The following is a 22430-nucleotide window of genomic DNA, read 5'->3' on the forward strand; positions in this document are numbered from 1 at the left end:
TCAAGGGAATGAAGCAGGCTGCGGCAGAGAACAACGTTCATATGATCATCTGCAATACGGAAGAGATCGACGGGCCGGAGGCGGAAAGAGAATTTATCAGGGAACAGAAGGACAACGATATTGATGGCTTTATCATATATCCGGCACCCGGTCATGAGACGGAAAATATGCTGAAAAAAGAGTGTGGAAATAAACCGTATCTGCTGATTGCAGATGGTCTGGCGGTAAAAGAAGGGAAAACTGCCAGTCCCACGATCCAGCCGGATTACCGGGAGATCGGAAGATGGCTGGGAGAACGGCTGAGAACAAAAAAGCAGAAGATCGGAATTATCGCCGACTGGAAAATGTCCGAGGCTGTACAGGCGGAGATTTGTGGATTGAACGAGGCGCTGGAAGGCAGCGAAAGCAAGATCAGCTGGTGTATTTACCGGAGAAAAGAACAGGACATTGTGGAGCGGATGAAGAAGGAAACAGAGGCGGATGCTCTTGTCATCCTGGATGCAGGAATATTGGAAGAGTTTGGAGAGCAGGCAGAAAATGGAACATACGAGGGCGCGGAGCTCTATGGAGTGGGTTACAGTCTGAAGACGATTGCACTTCTGGATAACGGAAACATTCAGGGGCTGGCTGTGCCGGACGGATATGAAATCGGCTATAAAAGTGTGGAAGAAATAACCAAAAGGATCGAGCACAGGTCTTATAAAATGCAAGGATATATAACCGAATATCAGGTACTTGGCAAGGAAAATTTCTCTATGGACGAAGATTTAGAAAGGTTTTTATATTCCTATGAATAAAAAGAAAAGAAGGGTGGCAGTATTATTATCTGCCACGATAGGGAGTGCGGTGCTTGTGCTGTCGGGGTGTTCCGGCAAGTCGGACCAGACAGAGAAAACCCTGCGGGTCGGAGTGATAACCTACACTCAGGATGATCCTTTTATCAATGGATTGACGGATGAACTGAAGGCGCAGCTGAAAGCCATGGAAAACAAAGAACGAAGGATTATCGTATCGACAAAAAGCGGAAACGACGATCAGCAGGAACAGAACGAAAAGGTGGAAGAGATGATTGATGCCGGCTGTGATGTGCTCTGTATCAATCTTGTGGACCGGACAGCTCCGTCCCGGATCATCCGAATGGCAAGGAATGAAGACATTCCTGTGATCTTTTTTAACAGGGAACCGGTAAGGGAAGACCTGATGCAGTGGGAAAAGCTGTATTATGTGGGCTGTGATGCAGAACAGTCCGGGATTATGCAGGGCGAGATTGCAGAAGAATACATCAAGAGCCATCCGGAAGTCGATAAAAATCAGGATGGAAAGATCCAATACGTGCTTCTGGAAGGAGAAGCAGGCCATCAGGATGCCATCAGCAGAACAGAGTATTCCGTAAAGACACTGATGAAGAATGATGTTATACTGGAAAAGCTAAGCTATCAGTTAGCGGACTGGAACCGGGGACAGGCGGAAAACCGCATGAACCGTCTGATCAGCCAGTACGGAAAAAAGATTGAACTTGTTATGTCCAACAACGATGAGATGGCACTTGGGGCTGTGGAGGCCTATCGGAAAGCAGGCTATGTCCGTGAAGAATGGCCGGTGATCTTCGGAATTGATGGCCTGGAAGAGGCTCTGGAAGCCGTAAAGGCAGGAGAGATGCAGGGCAGCATCCTAAATGACAGAGTGGATCAGGCAAAGAAAATGGCGAAAATGGCAGTGGAGCTGTTCGAGGGAGAGGAATTTGACCAGGAAAGCCTGAAAGAAGGCCGGTATTATTTTTCAGAATATCAGAAGGTAGACGGCAGCAACATCGATGAGTACCTGAACGCAGAAGAGACGATTTCCCACTCCGGAATGTAAGCAGGAAGACTGCGTTTGCAGGCAGAAAGAGTAAGAGAAGACGTGTCTTTATTTTAACTGAATCAAGCAAGCAGCGAAACGGATTGCGAATATCCGCTTGACAGAATGAGGAAAAACAGATGGAACATACATGGACCAAAGATTTTTATCAGGAGACAGATCCGGCAAAACGGCAGCAGATCTTAAAAGAACATATCGGAGAGGAGGAAGCCTGGGAAGAAGAATACCGGGCTCGGCTCTGGAAGGCCCGATACGGACAACGCAGGCTCCAGAAGGATGAATTTGTCAAATGCCTGATGGAACTGAAGTATCTGGCGGAAGGAACCTCTCTGGATCTGGGAGGCGACAGAAGAAAGATGGGAGCCGGATTTTCTCTACGTTGTGCCTGGCGGAAGCCATGCAGTCAGAGGAGGGATACCGGAAAATTCTTGCAGATGAACTGTACAATGTATTCCTGAAATTTATTCAGGTCAGCAGAGGAGGCAGAGGATTTACCTCTCTGGTATTCGGCATGGGACAATTGTCCGAAGAAGGAATCGCGAAAAAAATCGCCGAACAGATCAGTGTAATCGCGTTCAAGGCACCACGCCTGCTTCACATGGAAAAAGAATTCACCCTGCTCCGGGAAGCCGCCCTCCGGGCATATCGGCAGGAGTATCCGAACAGGGAGCATTTCCTGAATAAATATTGAGTTTATTGCAGTAATGTCTGAAAAGTGACCGGGCGGAAAGAGAAAGGAGAATAAAATGGAATACAGAAAATTTGACAATGTTATAGTAGCAAGGATTGACAAAGACGAGGAAATATTGGAGCAGCTGAGGGTAATTGCCATAAAGGAGAATATAAAGCTTGCCAGTGTCCAGGCTCTTGGAGCGATCAATGATTTCACAGTCGGAGTATACAAGACAGACGAAAAGAAATATTATTCAAACAGCTTCCAGGGGTATTATGAAATTACATCACTGACAGGTACAATCAATACAATGGATGGAGAATATTATGCACATCTTCATATGAGTGCCGGAAATCAGAAGGGCGAGGTGGTTGGAGGACACCTGAACAGAGCGATTGTCAGTGCAACCTGTGAGATGGTCATCACGGTAATTGACGGAAGAGTGGACAGAGTTCATGATGAGGAAACCGGACTTAATATTTTTAAGTTTAACTGAAGCTGCAAAGCAGCTATTCGGTTATGAGCAAGTAGCGAAGCGGATTGCGAATATCCGCTTGACTTAAAAGCCTGAGAGGAAATAGTGAGAAGCAACATCGGGATGCAGCGTAAGCGAAATCGAGATGTGATCTGAAGAGATAATACAATTTACGAAAAAGTGGATTTTCCACATAAATACCTGAACTGGAGGTGTATGGGCTATGATAAAAGAACATTATTCGATCCTGTTTTGCAGCTTAACGGGTAATACAAAGAAGCTGGCTGATGCAATCTATGAAACGTTGCCAAAGGACAAATGCGATTATTTTGGCACAAACGATTCGCAGGTACCGCAATCCGACGTATGCTATATCGGATTTTGGACGGACAAAGGGAATGCAGACCAAAAGACATTAGAATTGCTGTCGAAATTAAAAAATAAAAAGATTTTTCTGTTTGGAACAGCTGGATTTGGCGGAAGTGATGCCTATTTTGAAAAGATTCTCGGACAAGTCAAACAGTCGATTGATGCAAGCAATACGGTCATCGGTGAGTATATGTGCCAGGGAAAGATGCCGCAGTCTGTGCGTGAACGGTATGTGAAAATGAAAGAAAACCCGGAACATCCGGCCAATCTTGATCTGCTGATTCAGAATTTTGACCGTGCTTTGTCACATCCGGACAGCGAAGATTTGGAAAGACTGAAAAAGTCATTATGAGATAGAAAAATAATCAGATAAGAGCAAAATTCGCGAAATGATTGCAATGGATCGTCAAATGGAATAGAATGGAGAGAAAAAAGAAAGGTGTGGAAAAGGCAGGGCTGGCAAAGCATATGCGGCAGATGAGGTCATGCAGAAGTAAAAACAATGAAAACTACAACAAAACAAACTCATTTATACAGTAACACGGATCTTCGCAAGCTTTTAATTCCGATCATCATTGAACAGTTACTTTCTTCCCTGATGGGAACTGTCGACACGATGATGGTCAGCAATGTCGGTTCTGCCGCAATTTCGGCAGTCTCGCTGGTGGATTCCATTAATATCTTAGTCATTCAGGCGCTTTCTGCGCTGGCGGCAGGAGGAGCGATTCTCTGTTCGCAGTATATTGGAAGCGAAAAACGGGATGGAGCAATCCGTTCGGCACAGCAGGTGCTTTTTGTTATGACAGTTTTGTCCGTCGCATTATCCGCGGGCTGCCTGATTTTCCGTGTTCCGCTGCTGCGTGTGATTTTCGGGGCAGTGGAAGCGGATGTTATGAAAAATTCACAGGTGTATTTCCTGTTTACGCTGCTGTCATTCCCGTTTATCGGTCTTTACGATGCGGGCGCATCCATTCTGCGGGCGCAGAACAACAGCCGCAGTCCGATGGTGATTTCGGTGATTTCCAACTTTATGAACATCGGCGGAAATGCCATTCTTATTTTCGGCTTCCACATGGGTGTCGAAGGAGCCGCGATTTCGACTTTAATTTCGCGTATTTTCTGTGCGGTTGTCGTACTGTGGAAGCTTCGGGATGAAAGCAAACCGATTTTTGTGAAGCAGTATCTTTCCATTCGGCCGGACTTTGGTTTGATCAAAAAAAATACTGTTCATCGGTATTCCATCGGGAATCGAGAACAGTATGTTCCAGTTTGGAAAGCTGGCGATTCAGTCCACTGTGTCCACACTTGGCACGGTTGCCATTGCCGCGCAGGCGATGACGAACATCCTTGAGAACCTGAACGGTGTCGCTGCGATCGGTGTCGGCATCGGACTGATGACGGTAGTCGGTCAGTGTCTCGGCGCGGGCCGGAAGGATGAAGCAATCTACTATATTAAAAAACTGTGCTGGCTGTCAGAAGTGGTTATCGTTGCAAGCTGTCTGCTGGTATTTGTGCTGACAAAACCGATTACGATGATCGGCGGTATGGAGGCAGAGAGTGCAAAGCTCTGCATGCAGATGATGATCTTTATCACGATTGTAAAGCCGCTCTGCTGGGTCATGGCGTTTGTCCCGGGATACGGCATGCGGGCCGCGGGAGATGTAAAATTCTCCATGATCACGTCCTGCTGTACGATGTGGCTGTGCCGTGTGAGTCTCTGTATTTACCTGTGCCGCGTATGGGGATTCGGCCCGATTGCGGTCTGGATCGGTATGGCGGCAGACTGGAGCCTGCGGTCCATTCTCTTTACAATCCGGTTCAAATCAGGAAAATGGCTGAATCATCATTTGATAGAAGAAAAGAAATAGGAAGTTCGCCACACGCTCTAGACATCTTCTTGCGGTAAAAAGGAAAGCGCATATGCAAGAGAGTCGTTGAGATGAGATTTTTGACCGCGGCCGGAAGCCGTACCGGATCAATCACCTGAGCTGGTGGAAAGAGGAGCTTGCATCCGAAGAAGAGATGGAAGAGGGACGGAACAATCTTGCAGCACACGACAATCGGAATGTAGATGAAAAGAAAATCCTTTTGTATGAACAGATCATTCGGGTTGTGTAGAAACAGGAAGAAAAAACTGGATTTTTCCAGTACCGGATGATAAGATAAAACTGTGTTTCGGGATGGCTTAAACATATGGAGGTGCAGGATGGAACCAATTTATTTGTCAATCCAGCAGAAAGAAACTGGCAGCCGCATCAAATCCCTTCTTCGTGAAAGCGGATACACCGTGAGAGACATTCAGAATGCCATGGGTTTTGAAAATCCACAGGCGGTCTATAAATGGATTTCCGGTAAGTGCCTGCCAAGTCTGGACAACTTTCTCATTTTAAGCAGATTATTAAACACAAGCATCGAAGATATCCTCGTCATTGACGGGGATATTCCTCGCTTCAGGATAATTTTAAACTACACACAACGGTGGCAGGAAAGTCTCCACCGGCTCCGTTGACTTTATATGTGCAAACTGATAAGATACTCATAAGTATGTTCTTAGGGGTATCTTATTTTTGTATTTCAAAAAGAAAAGGGGAAATTAAATAATGACAAAAAAGAAAATCATTGGCCTTTGCATCGGCGCTGTCGTTCTTGCCGTGGCTGCGGCCGGTGTGAAGGAAGGCAGCTGGCTGATGAAGCATCGCCGGATGCAGAATGAGTTTACGCATGAGATGAATGCATTCACGACCAAAACAAACGCTGAGCTGATCCAGCCGACGATTGTTGCGGAGGATGATATCTACGGCTGGTTTTTCCATGAGGAAGATGACGGGCTGTACATGAATCTCTATTACCGGATCAAAAACGAGTCCAATCAGCACGAAATTGCATCCAGTGAATTTCCTGTGAAGATCAAAAAGGAGCTTCTTGCGGATGATAAAGTGTGGAGCAGAACGACGGGGACCGCGAAAAATCAGGTTCACGCGGAATACCTGGAAGGAGAAGATGACATGACGGTTTCGTTTGACGTCTATTACCAGTGTGAGGGTTCCTGCGGGGAATATTTTGCGGATATTACCGTGACGGACAGTGAGACCGGAAAGCTCTACTACAGCAGTGAAGCAGAAAATGAAGCGGCAGAATAGGAGGAGCAATGGCCGAAAAAGAAAGCAAAAATAAATGGCATACCCCGACGGAGCGGATTATGATGCTGGGATTTGCGGCGGTAATCCTGCTGGGAACGATTCTTCTGTGCCTGCCGGTTTCTGCGGCGGACGGAAAAAGCGTTTACTGGCTCGACGCCCTGTTTACCGCAACGACATCTGTCTGCGTGACGGGCCTTGTCACCGTTCCGACGGCGACGACATGGAGTACCTTTGGAAAAATTGTGATCCTCGGGTTGATTCAGTTCGGAGGTCTTGGCATCATGGCGTGCCTGACGATGGTGTTTCTGATCCTGCGCCGGAAAATCAGTCTGCAGAGCCGTAAATTAATTCAGGATACCTATAATCTGCCGGTTTTAAAGGGCAGTGTGGGCATCGTGCGCCGGCTTCTGATTGGAACAGCAACCGTAGAGATTGCGGGGGCGGTTCTGTATAGCTTCTGGTTTGTGCCGGAGTATGGCTTCTGGAAGGGAATCGGCTACAGTATTTTTCACGCCGTTTCCGCTTTCTGTAATGCGGGAATCGATCTCGTTGGCGAAGCCTCTTTTGCTCCGTTTGTAACGAACCCGCTGATAAACTTTACGACGATGGGACTGATTCTTTTGAGCGGTCTTGGTTTTCCCGTCTGGTGGGAAGTTATGGAGCGGGTGCAGGAGCTTGTGAAGGGAAAACGGCCCCGTAAAAATTTTGTGCGAGGATTCACGCTTCATACGAAACTGGTTTTAACGACAACCATGATTCTGGTGTTCGGTGGAGCACTGCTGATTCTTGCACTGGACTGGAATCACGCGCCATCACTTGGCAGCCTGAAACCGGCGCAGAAGGTCATGGCGGCTTTTTTTCAGTCCGTGACGACAAGAACGGCAGGTTTTGAGACGATCCCGCAGGCTGATTTCTCGGACAGCTCTGCAATGGTAAGTATGGTTCTCATGTTCATCGGTGGCTCCCCGATGGGAACGGCAGGTGGTGTTAAGACGACAACGGTTGCCATTCTGGTTGTGCTGGTTGCCTCCTATATTCGCGGAGACTCAGATACGGTGGCCTGGGGGCGGAAAGTGATGGAAGAAAATATCCGTACCGCTGTCGTCATTTTCTTTTTTGTACTGACGACAGTCTTTACTGCCACCGTGCTGCTGATTTCCGTAACCGGAAGCCCGCTGCTGGATTGTACGTATGAAATTATTTCTGCGGTTGCAACGGTGGGCCTCACCCGTTCCCTGACGCCGACGCTTCCTTTTATGGGAAAGGTGATTGTTATTCTGGTTATGTTTATGGGAAGAATCGGGCCGGTGACGCTGGCTGTCGCACTGCGCCGCAGAACAGGAAGAAAAGATGTCGATATTCAGAGACCGGAGCAGCGGATTCTGATTGGATAGTTGGGAAAATAAAAAACAGGACAGATTTCAGAAAACGAGGAAAAGAAATGAGTAAACAGTATGCAGTCATTGGACTTGGAAAGTTTGGTTTTTCTGTAGCAACGACACTTGCGCAGGCAGGAAAAGAAGTGCTCGCGGTCGATAAAGACCCGGAGCTGGTACAGGAGATCGCCGATCTCGTCACATATGCGGCGCGCGCGGACATCACCGACAGCCGTGTTTTTGCATCGCTTGGCATCAGCAACATGGATGTCGTGATCGTCGGCATCTCTGAAAATATGGAGTCGAGCATCCTCGCCACCCTGCAGGCAAAAGAGGCGGGCGTGCCGCTCGTCATCGCAAAGGGCATGAGCCAGATGCATGCCAATATTTTGAAAAAAGTCGGCGCGGACCGCGTCGTGATGGCGGAGAGTGAGACGGGCATCCGCCTCGGAAAAAGCCTGATTTCCGGTGGCTTCCAGGACTTCTTCATGCTGTCGGATTCGTTCTCCATGGTAGAGCTTCCCGTGCCGGAAGAGTGGACGGGGCATAACCTCGAGGAGCTGGATCTGCGGAAGAAATACAGTATCAACGTAATCGCCGTCAAGGACGGGGAAGACATCCGTGTCACGGTCAATCCGAAGACGCTGCTCCGCGCAGAGGAAGTGCTGATTCTGATCGGCGAAAACAAAGAACTTGCCAAATTGATGAAAAACAGGAAATGAGGGGACCATTCATGATTACAAGCAGCAGCAATGCACAGGTAAAAAACATTATTGCGCTGAACAAAAAAGCAAAAGAACGCCGGGAGCAGGACGTTTTCGTGGCGGAGGGCTGGAAAATGTTCCAGGAAGCGCCGCGGGAATGGCTGAAAAAAGTATATGTGTCTGAGAGCGGCAGCAAAATGCATGAAATGCCGTCCGACGGGACAGAATACGAAGTAGTGGACGACCGCGTGTTCCAGTCCATGTGCGACACGAAGACGCCGCAGGGTGTTTTAGTGTGATCCGCATGCCGCATTACACCGAAGAGGAGGTGATGGACAACGGAAAGACACCGCTTCTGATGGTACTTGAGGATCTGCAGGACCCTGGAAATGTCGGAACAATCATCCGCACTGCAGAGGGCGCAGGAGTCACCGGCATCATCATGAGCCGCGGTACCGCGGATATCTTCAATCCGAAAACGATCCGTTCGACGATGGGCTCGATCTACCGTATGCCGTTTCTGATCGTTGACGATGCGGTCGGATTTGTAAAAGGTTTAAAAGCGCGGAAGATCTGTACGTACGCGGCACATCTGCACGGCGTGCATTCCTACCGCGAGGAGGATTACACAAAAGGAACGGCATTCCTGATCGGAAATGAGGGAAACGGCCTGACCGACGCAATGGCAGAGGCTGCCGAGTGCTTGATCCGTATTCCGATGGAAGGAAAAGTGGAGTCGTTAAATGCAGCGATTGCATCCGCCGTTCTGATGTATGAGGCACATGGCCAGCGTGCATAAAAGATACCTTCGATTGCGTTACCGGTTTTCTTACATTTCTCTTAACCTGCCGGAAAACTACTCGACAGAACCGGTATTTTGAGCTAAAATAGAAAAAACAGAGTCCGGGCTGAATTTCTGTCAGTCCGGTAAAATTGTAATATTTGCCAGAAAAGCAAAAGCTGTTTTGGGAGGAAGGAAAAATGAGTGAGAAAAAAAACATCAGTAAAAAGGAGCTCCGAAGAAGAAAGCGGAAGCGTGCGCTGATGATCAAAACAGGAATTCTATGTGTTCTGCTTGTCATCTTCGGCATTGGAATCTGGCTTTGGCCGGAGGAACAGAAAAAATCCAGCAGAAAGCACAGGAAAAAGAGGATCAGAAAACAGCAGAGGTGGACGGTTCCGTATCGTCGGACAGCACGGGAAGTGCTGAAGCGCCGACAACGAAAGCACAGATTATGGCGGAAGCCGATGCACTTGCGCAGACATACGATTACGATGGAGCCATTGAAAAGCTCCAGAGCGTAGAGGGCGCAGCGACCGACGCGGATATCATCACAAAAGTAGCAGAGTACACCAGCACGAGAGATGCCTGTGTGCGCGTCAACGTCAACGAAGTAACCCACATTTTCTATCATTCTCTTGTAGTCGATCCGCAGAAAGCGTTCTATCAGGACAACGCACAGACCGCAGGCTTCTGCCAGTGGATGACCACCGTGGATGAGTTCAACGCGATCACCCAGCAGATGTACGACAGAGGATATGTCATGGTTTCGATCAACGATCTCGTGAAAAAGACCGTAGATGATGACGGAACCGTTCATTACGAGGAAGGGGACATTTACCTGCCGGAGGGCAAGAAAGCATTCGTTCTTTCTCTGGATGACCTTTCCTATTACCACTCTTACGACGGACGCGGCATTGCCAGCAAGATGGTAGTCGGCGACGACGGAAAACCGACCTGCGAATACATTCAGGATGACGGAACTGTTGTGACCGGTGCTTACGACTGCATCCCGCTGATGGATCAGTTTATCGAAGCGCATCCGGATGCCGTATACCACAATGCGCGCGGAACCGTAGCACTGACCGGCTACGATGGAATCCTCGGATACCGCACCGACGGTGATTACAAGACGAGAGAAGATCTGACGGATGATCAGGTAGCATGGCTTGATGCACACCCGGATTTCGACTGGGATAAAGAGTGCGAGGAGGCGAAAAAAGTAGCCGATGCGATCAAAGCAGACGGCTGGACATTCGCAAGCCATACCTGGGGCCATATCCGTGTCGGCGACAAACCGATCGAGACGATCCAGGCGGATACCGAGAAATGGCTGACGTATGTTGCACCGCTCATCGGCGGAAGCGATATCATCATCTTTGCACATGGACAGGATCTTTCCGACTGGCACGATTACACGATGGACAATGAGAAGTTTGCTTACTTAAAGAGTCAGGGCTTCAACATCTACTGCAACGTAGATTCCTCCCAGTATTTCGTTCAGGTAAGAGACAATTACCTGCGTATGGGACGAAGAAACCTGGATGGATACCGTCTGTACCAGAACCTCTACGGAGGCGGCGAGGACAGAACAAGCGATCTGTTTGATTCTGCCTCTGTTATTGATCCGCAGCGGCCGACAGATCCATCTCTTTACAATTTAGGTTAAAGAATTTTGAAAATGAAAAAGATCTCACAGAACTTTCTATTATTTATAGAAGAAAGTTTGTGGGATCTTTTTTTCAGCAGGGCGAACCGTTTACAGATATTTTTCTACGAGCGGAAACGGCAGAGGCCCGAGACGGAGCAGTTTTTCATGGAAACCGATCAATGAGAATGAGTCACCTTCCTGTTCCTGCACTTCCGAGAGGAGCTGTGAAAACGAGAGTGATCCGACACAGTATTTCAGATAGTTCGCCGGTGTCTCGAGAATATACTGATATAAAGAGGCAGCGGCCGACGCATCCGTGATTCCGAACTGCGCCAGAAAGGCTGACGCATCCGAGAGGAGCCATCCCTGGCTGTGGATTCCGAGATCCAGCAGCGAGCAGAGGGTAAGATGCACCGAGCGGTTCAGATACCAGAGACGGCAGAGCGCCTGCGTGTTTGCATCGAGATTACGTGCGGCGTAGCGGCAGGCATATGATTCAACGTAAGTTGCCCATCCTTCCACATAACCCGACGGCGCGTAGAGACGGCGGATCAGAAGCGGGTCGGAGCGCGAGAACGAGACGGTCTGGTACAGATGGCCGGGAAAGCCCTCGTGGGCAAGTGTGGAATACAGCTCGATGCCGGTCATCTCATCCGCGGGATTCAGGTAAATGGAGTTGGGTGAATTGACATCGGCGGGCGGTGTGAGATAAAAGGCGGGGCTTAAAAAATCCTTGAGAGAGTCATCCACGGTCTTTACTTCGTATGCGATACCCGAAAGAACGGGAAAATCTTCAGAAACGGCATTCTGCAGATCGGCAAGCATTTCCTCCGGCGTGGAGAACGGCAGCACGAGCGCCTGCTCTGAGAGGGAGAGCGACGGATTCTGATCGAGAATGATCTGCATTTCGGCACACTGGTCCGCAAGCTGCTGTGTTAAAAGGCGGGTCAGCTCCTCCGGTGAAGCGTCAACACCGACGCGGCTGCGGAGAAGATACGCATAGTAGGAAAGTCCGCCTTCCTGCCGGGAAAGACCGCCGGCGTTCTGCGTTCCCTTGCCGCGGAGTGAAGAAAGCGCATCGGAAAGAGAGCGGTAGGCGGGAAAAACACAGGAGGTAAGGAGTTTTTCATGCGTCTGCAGACAGAGATTCCTTTCCGCCTCAGAAAACAGTGAAGACGCCTGCAGTTTATTCTGAAAAACGGTGTGGAGCAGATGGCTTTCCGGTGTATCCGCGTCGGCGAGAAAAGCACTGCACTGGCGGATAATGCCATCGACCGCAAGGTCATTCTGAAACACGCCCTGCCGGGATTTTTCCTGCTCGAGTGCGATGAGGTCGGAGAAATAGCGCGGGAGATCCTGCAGAAGATGGAGGTAGTCGGCGATATCCTGCTGTGTGCGGAACGGGTACTCCGCGAGCAGAATGGGAAGCTGTGCCTGAATCCCAAGCGACGGACCGAGCGGTTCCGCAAGAAGGCTGGTGCTGCCCGGCATTTTCTCGCAGTCCAGCTCGTAGAGCAGAAGATCGAGCGTGATCTGATTTTCCGCGGAGAGGCGGTTGCGATGAAAGGATGTGAGCGTTGTTTCCACACTCTGCAGCAGGGCATCATACGAGGTGCGGTCAGGGATGGAAACCGTGCCGAACGAGGCGGTGCCGGGGGCAATTCCGCGGGAAGCCGGATCAGCGAGGGTATAGTGGAGCGTGATGGCAGAAGAGGTTACCTCGGAGTGGAACCGTTCCTCCACATACGCGGAAAACCGGCGGTTCTCACCAGGGGAAAAGAACGGGGAAAAATACCAGAACAGCAGGGCGAAAAGAAGTCCGCCGCACAGAAGCAGAGGGAACAGGATGCGGCGGTGCAGAGAAGCTGGTTTCATAGAATAGGCTCCGGTGCGGACAGTTATCATAAAGTATGTAAAAAATGCTGATTTTATGCGCTTTTTCCGTGGCCTTTCATTTGACTTTCCAAAACGGCTTTGCTATAATCAGTAACGAATGAAATAAGGGACTTTTCAGTGCAGAACGGATTTGAAAAAGAATCCGCGAAGGTAAAAGAGAATCAGGTGGAAATCCTGAGCGATCCGGTCACTGTAAGCAGGGAGTGTTAGCTGCAGAAATGCCATTGTGCGAAACGCATGAGAAGGCGCGGCTGCCGTGAAGATCTGCGAGTCAGGAACCTGCTGGAAAGGTTAGTGAATCGCTTCCGATGAAAGCATATATTCATGGAAAGATGTACGAAGTAAAATCGGACATCTGCTTTTTTGTCGCCATGCGTCCGAAAAAGAGCTCCGGTGGAGAAACTCTTTTGCAGAAAAAGCAGATGTCTGTTTGTCTTTTCGCAGAAAAAATGTGTCCTCAAAAACAAGATTACTTGCAGGGAGACATCATTGACGGGGACAGGCACCGCCCAGCTGCCTGAAAAAGTCAGACGGAATCCGGAGCAGATGCGCGAAGGAGATCCGAAGAAAAGGAGAAGTTATGAAAGGAAATTCAAGCAAATTTCTGGCACTGCTGCTGTCGGCGTCCATGATCATGAGCCCGACTGCCAGCGTATTAGCAGATACGCAGGAAAAAGCAGCACAGACAGAAAGCAGCGCAGCCGCAGAGGAAGCGCCGCAGAGCGAAGAAACAGCAGAGACGGCAGAACCGGAAACAACACCGGCAGAAACCGAGAGCAGTGAAAGCACTGCAGAGACTCCGGCAGAAGAGCCGACGGAAACACCGGCCGCGCCTGCAGAGGATCAGACACCGGCAGGATCTGACGAGACCGAGACACCATCCGCAGATGAGGATGCTTCGGAAGATACTGCAGAGGACACTGCAAAAGACGGTGAAGAGACTGCCGATACCACAGAAAAAGAGCCGGAAGCAGCAGATGAGACTTCCCAAGATGCTGAAAAAGAAACACCGGCAAAAGAAGAAACCAAAGATGTTGTAAAAGAGAATACCAGTCCGGCGGCAGAACAGCCGAAAACGGAAGTAAAAGAAACAACCAAAAATGAGGCATCCAATACAGCCGAGGAGAAAGAAACAAAAGCAGCGGAAGCAGCAAAACCGGCAGATGGTGAGTATGAGACTTCTGCAGAAGCAACCGGAAGCATGTTCCGTGTGATTTCTTCCAGACTCATCGTAAAAGATGGAAAACTGAAAGCATCCATTCTGCTGAGTGGAACCGGCTATGATTACCTGTATACGGGAACAGCAGCAGAAGCTGCCGCAGCAGATGAAAAGAGCTGGATTGCTCCGACAGGAAGCGAAACCTATACGGATACGAAGACTGGTGCAGAAAAGACCGGATATCGTTTTGAAATTCCGGTGGAAGAGCTTGACAAACAGATGGATGTTGCCGTTCGCTCAGCCAAGAAAAAAACATGGGCTGATAAAACCGTTACGATCCACAGCACCGATGCAATCCCGACGGTAACACCGGAACCAACCGAGACTCCAAGCGAAAATCCAGGTGAGGATTCCTCGAATAAGCCAGCCAGTGTAGAAGCACCGGTTACCAAAGAGGACGGCAGCGTATTCAAAATGTTCGTCATCTCCGAGGCAACAATGATCAACAAGGGCGATAAACTCGTTCTTACACTGAAAACAAACAACGTATCATTTGATAAACTGTATCTTGGAAAGAACGATGACCTTGCAAAAACACCGGCTATCCAGGGAATGCAGGAAGCAAACGGCGGTTATTCCTTTACATTTGAAGTAGATGCGGACAAAGCCGGCACAACCGTTCCGATCGTTCTTGGAAAGAAAGACGGAACCTGGTACACCAAACAGCAGCTTTATCTTGCAGTTCCGGGAAGCAAAACACCGGAAGTAACTCCGATACCGGAGCCGACCGAGACTCCGGTCCCGACTGCAACCCCGACTCCGAGTGAGACTCCGGTTCCAACCGCAACTCCAACTCCGGAACCGGCGAAAGTAGAAAACGGTATCTACAGCGGAACCGCGGAGACCGGCGCAGCTATGTTCAAAGTAGTCGGCGTAGAGCTGACCGTAAAAGACGGCGACATGAAAGCACGCATCACGTTAAGTGGTGTTGCCTACGATTATCTGTACATGGGAACACCGGAAGAGGCAGCTGCCACAGACAAGAGTGCATGGATTGCAGGCGTCGGCACCGTTGATTACACAACAGCAGACGGCGAGACGAAAACAGGAATGCAGTATGATATTCCGGTAGCAGCACTCGATCAGGCACTTGTTGTTTCTTCCCATTCTGCAAAACGGGATAAATGGTATGCAAGAACCATTACTATTGCATCTTCCAGTCTGAAAAAGACCGCAGATCTTCCGGCAGATGAGACCAATAAAGTAGCAGATGGTATTTACAGTGCAGAGGCAACAACTAATGCAGCAATGTTCAAGGTAGTCGGCGTAAAACTGACCGCGAAAAACGGAAAAATGACAGCAGTTATCACCTTAAGCGGAAGCGGCTATGATTATCTGTATATGGGAACCGGAAAAGATGCGGCAGCAGAGAGCGGCGCATGGATCGCTTCCACCGGAAAAGTGGACTACACCTTAGACGGTGAAACCAAAACCGGAATGCAGTTTGAAATCCCGGTAGAGGCACTTGATCAGGAATTTGCTGTAGCAGCTCATGCAGTAAAGAGCGGCAAATGGTACGACAGAGCCATCACGATTGCATCTTCCAGCCTGAAAAAGACCGGAGACCTTCCGTCGGATGACAACAAGGGCGATACTCCGAAACCAACCCTCGTTCCGACCAATACCCCAACCGTATCTCCATCTGAGACACCGGTTGTAAAACCCACCAGCACCCCGACTCCGGCACCGACCCAGAAACCGGCCGATACCAAACCGGAGCAGGAATCCAAATATGAGTCTGACTTAAGCGGTGGCACATCCAAAGTAGACAGTGCAACCACACTGGCAGACGGCGTTTACACACCAGACGGATTCTCCTTCTCCGGCGGATCCGGAAAGGTAACCATCTCCTGCAGCAAGATTACTGTAACGAACGGACAGGCTTATGCAACGATCGCATTCAGCAGTCCGTACTACGGATATGTAAAAGCAAACGGAAATAAATACATGGCAAATGTCAGCGGCGGAAGCAGCATCTTCACCATTCCGGTTGAGCTGAACAAGAACAATACCATCATCGGTATGACCACCAGAATGTCCGTTGCCCATGAGATTTCCTACAACATCTTCATCTCCCTGGCAGCAGCAAAGAAGGGCGGCAGCACTTCTTCCAGCACAGGATTTGTAAAAGCAGACGGAACAACCTCCACGATCAGCACCGATAACTCCAAGCTGGATACCACCGCTCCAGAGATCATGGGACTGGAATACAAAGCAGAGACAAAACTTGCTTACGCAGAGTACTTCAAGATGTATCATTACGACGAAGGCATCACCCTGCTGGAGATCGATATGACAAAAGATACCGAGCGTGATCCGGAGAAACAGACCGAGGACGACAAGAAAGCAGAAGATACCGATACCGCAGCAGCAGAGGATACCGCAGCAGCAACCGACGAGGAAGAAGCGGCAGCAGCATCCGATTCCAAAAAGACCAGCACTGAGAAAGCGAAAGATCTGACCGAAAAGACAAAAGAGCTGTACGAAGGCAATGTTGTCAAATATCTGATCGTTCCGAAAGATGTTGAGATTCCGGCAGGACTGGACAAAGATATGATCGTGATCCAGCTTCCGGTTGAGAAAACATACGTAGCATCTGAGGATGCCCTGAAACTTCTCGATGAGCAGTTAGACGCAGCAGAGAGCATCAAAGCAGTCGGCATGGAGCAGAAAGACTGCCAGATCGAAAACATTGCAAAAGCAATGGAAGACAAAAAAATCTCCTTCGATGGAGCATTCGATGATCTGGACTACAAAGCTCTGGTAAAAGACGAAATCGACTTTGCAATTCTTCCGTCTGAGTTCCTTCCGGGAAATGCAAAAGATGAGGAAGATGCTGATGCAGCCGACGAGACCGCAGATACCAAAGCTGAGGATCAGAAGGACGATAAAGACGATAAGACAACGGATGAGAAAGCCGACGAAGGCAAGACTCCGGAAGAACTTCTGAAAGAGGAAAATGAGCGTCTGTCCGACACCGCAGAGCGTCTGGCAACCCTGACCATTCCGATGCTGGTTGACCGTTCCGCAGACGAGAAGACCGATCTTGCGAAAGCAGAGTGGCTGAAAGTCTACGGCGTGATCTTCGGATGCGAGGATCAGGCAAACGAGCTGTTCCAGCAGATGGTAAAGGCAGAAGAGAATAAATAAGTACAATAATTTGCAGCAAAAAATGAGAAAGGGCTGCTGCCGTATGGCAGCGGCTTTTTCTTTAAGAAAGGAATATCAAATGACAGGAAAAAACGAAAGAAAGCTGAAAAAATGGGCTGCATTTTTTCTTGCAGCAGCGATGTCACTGACGGCCTGCGGCAGCACCGCATCAACGGGAAGCAGCACATCGTCCGCGTCGGGAATTTCAGCAGTTTCTGAGAGCAGCACATCCACAGCATCCGCAGCAGACGTTTCCGAAAGCCAGACGGAGAGCACATCCGTCTCGGAAAGTACGGCTGAAAGTGAAAGCACCTCCGAAGCCACTGCTGCGAGCAGCACCTCCGGGAGTGATACCGCATCCGCCGATGGTTTCGCAACGACAGACGATGTCAGCGACGCACCGGACATCACCGGAATCACCATCGAGAGCAAGATGGTCCTGAATTACGCCGAGTGCTTTAACGTATACTACTGCACAGACGGCTATAAACTGATCGATGTCAAAGACGGCGCGCAGTATCTGCTCGTCCCGGACGGAAAAGAGGCGCCGGATGACCTCGATTCCGACGTAATTGTAATCCATCAGCCGCTGGAACGCATCTACATGGCAGCAACCTCTCCGATGGCGTTGTTCGATGCCATCGACTCCCTCGATACGATTCGTCTCTCCGGTGAAACCGCAGACAACTGGTACGTACAGGATGCCGTTGACGCGATGAATGCCGGAACGATGATCTTCGCCGGAAAATACAGTGAGCCGGATTACGAACTTCTGGTCAGTGAGAACTGTGATCTGGCCATTGAATCCACGATGATCCTCCATTCCCCGAGGTACAGGAGATGATCGAGATGCTCGATATTCCGGTCTTCATCGACCGTTCCAGCTACGAATCCCAGCCTCTTGGCAGAACCGAATGGATCAAACTCTACGGTGCCATGCTGGACAAAGAGGAGGAGGCAGCCGACTTCTTTGCAAGTCAGGCAAGTGTTGTGGAAAATCTGAAGGATTTCCAGAATACCGAAAAAACGGTCGCTTTCTTCTATATTAATACGAGCGGAGCTGCCGTTGTGCGGAACCCGGAGGACTATATTTCCAACATGATCGAGCTTGGCGGTGCGCGCAACGCCTTCCGTGATCTCCAGGACGACAGCGGAAAAACATCCGTGCCGATCACGATGGAGCAGTTCTACGATACGGCCGAAGATGCGGACTACCTGATCTACAACGCAAGCATCGATTCCACCGTCAAAACCCTGGACGACCTGCTGGCAAAGGATTCTATGTTTGCCGATTACAAAGCAGTCAAAGAGGGCAATGTCTGGACAACCGAGAAATCGATGTATCAGGCAACCGATAAAATTGCACAGTTTACCAACGACATTAACCTTCTGGTAACGGGCGGCGATCCGGATCAGATGGTATTCTTAAGAAAATTATCCTGATGGAGGAACGTATGTCAGAGAAAAAAAATATGACAGGAAAAGAGAACAGTTTCCATATGGAAAACTTCCGGCGCCGTTCGCGGTATGCCGCTGTGTTCCTGGTGCTGATTCTGGCGTTCGCCGCCATCACCGTGTTGAATATCAATTCCGGAAACGTAAATATTTCGATTCCGGAAATTTTCCGGATTCTGCTGCGGCGGACCGGAGAGGGGAAAGAGTACAATATTATCTGGAAAATCCGCCTTCCGCGTATTCTGATGGCGGCAATCCTGGGCGGTGCTCTGTCCCTGTCGGGCTTCCTTTTACAGACTTTCTTTGAAAACCCGATTGCCGGTCCGTTTGTTCTTGGAATTTCCTCGGGAGCCAAAATGGTCGTGGCGCTGACCATGATCTTTTATCTGGAGTGGGCGCGCAATATCACATCTTACACGATGATTGTTGCAGCATTCTTAGGATCCCTTCTCTCCGTCGGCTTCATTCTGCTGATGTCCCGACGGATCAAAAATATGGCAGGACTTCTCGTCGGCGGTATTATGATCGGTTACATCTGCTCGGCGGTCACGGATTTTGTTGTCACTTTCGCGGAGGATTCCGATATCGTCAACCTCCACGGCTGGTCACAGGGAAGCTTCTCCGGCATGAGCTGGAGCAACGTAGCGATCTCTGCGGCTGTGATCGGCATCACCTTTGTCATCACGTTCCTGATGGCAAAACCGATCGGTGCATACCAGCTCGGTGAGGCGTATGCGCAGAGCATGGGTGTCAACATCAAAGTATTCCGCATCGCGCTGATTCTGCTTTCGAGTATTCTCTCCGCATGCGTCACCGCATTTGCCGGTCCGATTTCGTTTGTCGGCATTGCCGTCCCGTTCCTCGTTAAACAGAGCCTCGGCACATCGCGTCCGCTCGTCGTAATCCCGGGAACGTTCCTCGGCGGAGCCGTCTTCTGTATGATGTGCGACCTGATCGCGCGTATGGCGTTTGCACCGCTGGAGCTGTCCATCAGTACGGTCACATCGATCTTTGGTGCGCCGGTCGTTATTTTCATGATGCTGCGCCGGAAAAGGGGGTAAGAGAATATGAATGAATATTATTTTCATCTGGACCACCTGACGGTCGGCTATGATAAGAAGCCGCTGATCAAAGATATCTGCATCGGCATCGAAAAAGGCGAGATCGTTACGCTGATCGGACCGAACGGTTCCGGTAAATCAACGATTCTGAAAAGTATCACCCGCCAGTTAAAGCTGGTCGGTGGAAATGTGGAGTTTGACGGGAAAAACCTGCATGAGCTTTCGTTCCGCGAGTTGTCCACGAAGATGGCCGTTGTGCTGACGGAGCGCATGAAGCCGGAGCTGATGACCTGCCACGATATCGTGGCAACGGGCCGCTATCCGTACACCGGACGGCTCGGCATGCTGACCCGCGAGGATGAGGAGAAGGTCGAGAAGGCGATGCGCGCCGTTCATGCCGAAGAGCTCGGCGGCCGCGATTTCAACGCTATCAGCGACGGCCAGCGCCAGAGAGTGCTTCTTGCGCGTGCGATCTGTCAGGAGCCGGAGGTCATCATCCTCGACGAGCCGACTTCTTTCCTCGATATCCGCCACAAGCTGGAACTGCTCGCGATTCTGCGCCGCATGGCAAAGGAGAAGGGCATCACCGTCATCATGTCGCTGCATGAGATCGATCTGGCACAGAAAATTTCAGATAAGATCATCTGCGTCAAGGGCGATGCTATTTCCCATTTCGGCGCACCGGAGACAATTTTCCGCGAGGATATCATCCGCGAACTGTACGAGATTGACAATGGTTCGTTTGACCCGTGCTTCGGAAGCATCGAGCTGCCACGGCCGGAGGGAACACCGCGCGTCTTTGTCCTCGCAGGCGGCGGAACGGGAATCCCGGTGTTCCGGAAACTGCAGAAGGAAAATGTTCCGTTTGCGGCAGGCGTCCTGTATACGAACGATATCGATTACCAGCTCGCCCGCATTCTGGCGATGGAGACGGTAACCGAAGTACCGTTCCAGGAGATCAGCGACGAGGCATTTGCCCGTGCCTGCGAGCTGATGAAGAGCTGTGAACGTGTCATCGACACCGGCGTCCCGGTGGGCATGTGCAACCGCCGGATCGAAGAGCTGAGGGCAGAAGCAAAGCGGCCTGGAAAGCTGGCAGAGTAAAACAAAGAAAAATCCAATCAAAATCTCCTGTCTGGGAACGAAACAATTGTTTTCCGAACAGGAGATTTTCTTTTTGCAGCCATTGTAAAAACAGCAAAAGAACACGAAAAATGTAATATTAAATTGTACGAAAAATTCACACAATTCAAGCCAAAAACAAACAGAGATTGACACTTAAAAAGTCAAGTGCTTTGTAAAATCTTTTGGCGAAATAACGGTTTTCTCTGTTATAACCAAAACACGCGTTCTGATTTCGCAAGATTTAAACACATGCTTTCCACACCGTTTTTTGTGGATAATGTGGATAACTCGGTGTATAACTTGTTTTTAGGCATGTTTTCGGTGGTTAACTATGTGGATAACTTGTGGACGAGATGTTTATAAAATTGGCCCGTGTGGAAAAACCCCGGTTTCTTTGTGCAATTTCGACAAAAAGAGGTTTTAAAGTTTTGCACGACTGACATGAAAGGTTTTTCAGATTTCAGAAAATACGGGAAAACAAAAAAAGCAGGCAGTTCTCCGTACAATACGAAGAATGCCTGCTTTTGCTGTATTCTATTTGAAAGAAGCCATCAGTGGCTGATCAGATATTTCTCTACCGAAGTCACACAGTTCGCGCCGTCGGCGGCTGCTGTGATGATCTGACGGAGCTGCTTCGTGCGGACATCGCCTGCGGCGAACACGCCCGGCACGCTCGTCACACCGTCCTCGCCGGCTTTGATGTAGCCAGCCTCATCGGTTTCTACGGTGCCTGCGATCAGTGCGGAGACCGGAACGATGCCGACGGCAATAAACACGCCGTCCACCGCGATCTCACCGGCTTCCCCTGCCTTTTTGTTCGTTACCTTCACGCCGGACACCATCTCGTTTCCCTCGATGGAATCCACAACCGTATCCCACACCATTTCCACATTCGGCAGTGCCAGCAGTGCATCCTGGAGAACACCGGCTGCCCGCAGTTCATCGCGGCGGTGGATCACGTAAACCTTTTTGCACGTTCTGGCAAGGAAAATCGCATCCTCCACGGCGACATCGCCGCCGCCGATAACGGCAACGGTTTTGTCTTTGAAAAATGCGCCGTCACACGTTGCACAGTAAGAGACGCCCATGCCGGAGAGCTCCTTTTCACCAGGTACATTTAACGCGCGGTGCTCCGCACCGGTTGCAAGAATGACCGTTTTGGCATGATACTCATTTTTTCTCGTGCGGACAATCTTGATCTCTTCGTCAAGAACAAGCTCCTTCACACGCTCGCGGGAAAATTCCGCGCCCATTTTTTCAGCGTGTGCGCGCAGCGTGCTTCCGAGATCCATGCCGCTGATGCCCGGAAGGCCGGGATAGTTGTCTACTTCATAGGTATTCAGCACCTGGCCGCCGCTTGCAAAGTTTGCCTCAATCGTAAGAGAGGAGAGCTTTGCGCGTTTCGCATAAATCGCGGCAGAAAGACCCGCCGGGCCGGAGCCGATGATGATAACGTCGTATAAGTTTTCCATAAAAATCCTCGTTTTCGTCTGTA

16 protein-coding genes, 3 pseudogenes and 1 riboswitch are annotated in these 22430 nt (G+C 49.8%); of the genes and pseudogenes, 17 read left to right on the forward strand and 2 right to left on the reverse strand.

What is annotated here, in order from left to right; all coding sequences use genetic code 11:
* The first annotated feature begins 8 nt into the window (after positions 1–8).
* The 12 genes and pseudogenes from DXA93_RS03005 to DXA93_RS03060 all read left to right on the forward strand — a co-directional run bounded on the left by DXA93_RS03005 (position 9) and on the right by DXA93_RS03060 (position 11047).
* Positions 9–797, forward strand: coding sequence for a sugar ABC transporter substrate-binding protein (locus DXA93_RS03005; protein ID WP_243109134.1), 789 nt, complete (start codon positions 9–11; stop codon positions 795–797).
* 13 nt (positions 798–810) lie between these two features.
* Complete coding sequence (locus DXA93_RS03010) at positions 811–1860, forward strand: galactose ABC transporter substrate-binding protein (protein ID WP_319638367.1); 1050 nt, start codon at positions 811–813, stop codon at positions 1858–1860.
* 119 nt (positions 1861–1979) lie between these two features.
* Positions 1980–2551, forward strand: a pseudogene (locus DXA93_RS19320) (DUF6553 family protein).
* Positions 2552–2606: 55 nt separating this feature from the next.
* Positions 2607–3029 carry a PPC domain-containing DNA-binding protein gene (locus DXA93_RS03020; protein ID WP_119207708.1) on the forward strand — a complete coding sequence of 141 codons (423 nt, stop codon included), beginning with the start codon at positions 2607–2609 and terminating at the stop codon, positions 3027–3029.
* Positions 3030–3231: 202 nt separating this feature from the next.
* The gene (gene bilS, locus DXA93_RS03025; RefSeq protein WP_055220197.1) at positions 3232–3729 is read left to right on the forward strand and encodes a flavodoxin family protein BilS; all 498 of its coding nucleotides are present in this window, start codon (positions 3232–3234) and stop codon (positions 3727–3729) included.
* Positions 3730–3879: 150 nt separating this feature from the next.
* Positions 3880–5245: pseudogene (locus DXA93_RS20450) on the forward strand (MATE family efflux transporter).
* 338 nt (positions 5246–5583) lie between these two features.
* Complete coding sequence (locus DXA93_RS03035; RefSeq protein WP_055220202.1) at positions 5584–5886, forward strand: helix-turn-helix domain-containing protein; 303 nt, start codon at positions 5584–5586, stop codon at positions 5884–5886.
* 91 nt (positions 5887–5977) lie between these two features.
* Positions 5978–6517: a hypothetical protein gene (locus DXA93_RS03040; RefSeq protein ID WP_055220204.1), complete on the forward strand. Its 540-nt coding sequence runs from the start codon at positions 5978–5980 to the stop codon at positions 6515–6517.
* An 8-nt stretch (positions 6518–6525) separates the two neighbouring features.
* The gene (locus tag DXA93_RS03045) at positions 6526–7911 is read left to right on the forward strand and encodes a TrkH family potassium uptake protein (RefSeq protein ID WP_055220206.1); all 1386 of its coding nucleotides are present in this window, start codon (positions 6526–6528) and stop codon (positions 7909–7911) included.
* Between the two features lie 47 nt (positions 7912–7958).
* Entirely contained in the window at positions 7959–8615 is a 657-nt protein-coding gene (locus DXA93_RS03050) for a potassium channel family protein (protein WP_119207709.1), read from the forward strand.
* Between the two features lie 11 nt (positions 8616–8626).
* Positions 8627–9396: pseudogene (locus tag DXA93_RS20455) on the forward strand (TrmH family RNA methyltransferase).
* A 304-nt stretch (positions 9397–9700) separates the two neighbouring features.
* Positions 9701–11047: a polysaccharide deacetylase gene (locus DXA93_RS03060; RefSeq protein ID WP_119199201.1), complete on the forward strand. Its 1347-nt coding sequence runs from the start codon at positions 9701–9703 to the stop codon at positions 11045–11047.
* A gap of 90 nt (positions 11048–11137) precedes the next feature.
* On the opposite strand, the gene DXA93_RS03065 is transcribed toward DXA93_RS03060, so the two are convergent.
* Complete coding sequence (locus DXA93_RS03065; protein WP_158583256.1) at positions 11138–12904, reverse strand: DUF885 domain-containing protein; 1767 nt, start codon at positions 12902–12904, stop codon at positions 11138–11140.
* 119 nt (positions 12905–13023) lie between these two features.
* A riboswitch (cobalamin riboswitch) is annotated at positions 13024–13226 on the forward strand.
* A 279-nt stretch (positions 13227–13505) separates the two neighbouring features.
* On the opposite strand from DXA93_RS03065, the gene DXA93_RS03075 reads away from it, so the two are divergent.
* From DXA93_RS03075 to DXA93_RS03090, 5 genes are all read left to right on the forward strand, one after another.
* Positions 13506–17294: a hypothetical protein gene (locus DXA93_RS03075; RefSeq protein ID WP_119207711.1), complete on the forward strand. Its 3789-nt coding sequence runs from the start codon at positions 13506–13508 to the stop codon at positions 17292–17294.
* 79 nt (positions 17295–17373) lie between these two features.
* On the forward strand, positions 17374–18138 hold the full coding sequence (locus tag DXA93_RS18230) for an ABC transporter substrate-binding protein (protein ID WP_243109137.1): 765 nt from the start codon (positions 17374–17376) through the stop codon (positions 18136–18138).
* A 5-nt stretch (positions 18139–18143) separates the two neighbouring features.
* Entirely contained in the window at positions 18144–18737 is a 594-nt protein-coding gene (locus DXA93_RS18235; RefSeq protein WP_243109138.1) for an ABC transporter substrate-binding protein, read from the forward strand.
* Between the two features lie 11 nt (positions 18738–18748).
* Positions 18749–19810, forward strand: coding sequence for a FecCD family ABC transporter permease (locus DXA93_RS03085; RefSeq protein ID WP_226906339.1), 1062 nt, complete (start codon positions 18749–18751; stop codon positions 19808–19810).
* A 6-nt stretch (positions 19811–19816) separates the two neighbouring features.
* Positions 19817–20914, forward strand: coding sequence for an ABC transporter ATP-binding protein (locus tag DXA93_RS03090; RefSeq protein WP_119207712.1), 1098 nt, complete (start codon positions 19817–19819; stop codon positions 20912–20914).
* 572 nt (positions 20915–21486) lie between these two features.
* On the opposite strand, the gene trxB is transcribed toward DXA93_RS03090, so the two are convergent.
* Positions 21487–22407 carry a thioredoxin-disulfide reductase gene (trxB, locus tag DXA93_RS03095; RefSeq protein ID WP_055228540.1) on the reverse strand — a complete coding sequence of 307 codons (921 nt, stop codon included), beginning with the start codon at positions 22405–22407 and terminating at the stop codon, positions 21487–21489.
* Between the last annotated feature and the right edge of the window lie 23 nt (positions 22408–22430).

Source organism: Blautia sp. OF09-25XD (assembly GCF_003482095.1).
In the GTDB taxonomy this organism is placed as follows: Bacteria; Bacillota; Clostridia; order Lachnospirales; family Lachnospiraceae; genus Fusicatenibacter; species Fusicatenibacter saccharivorans.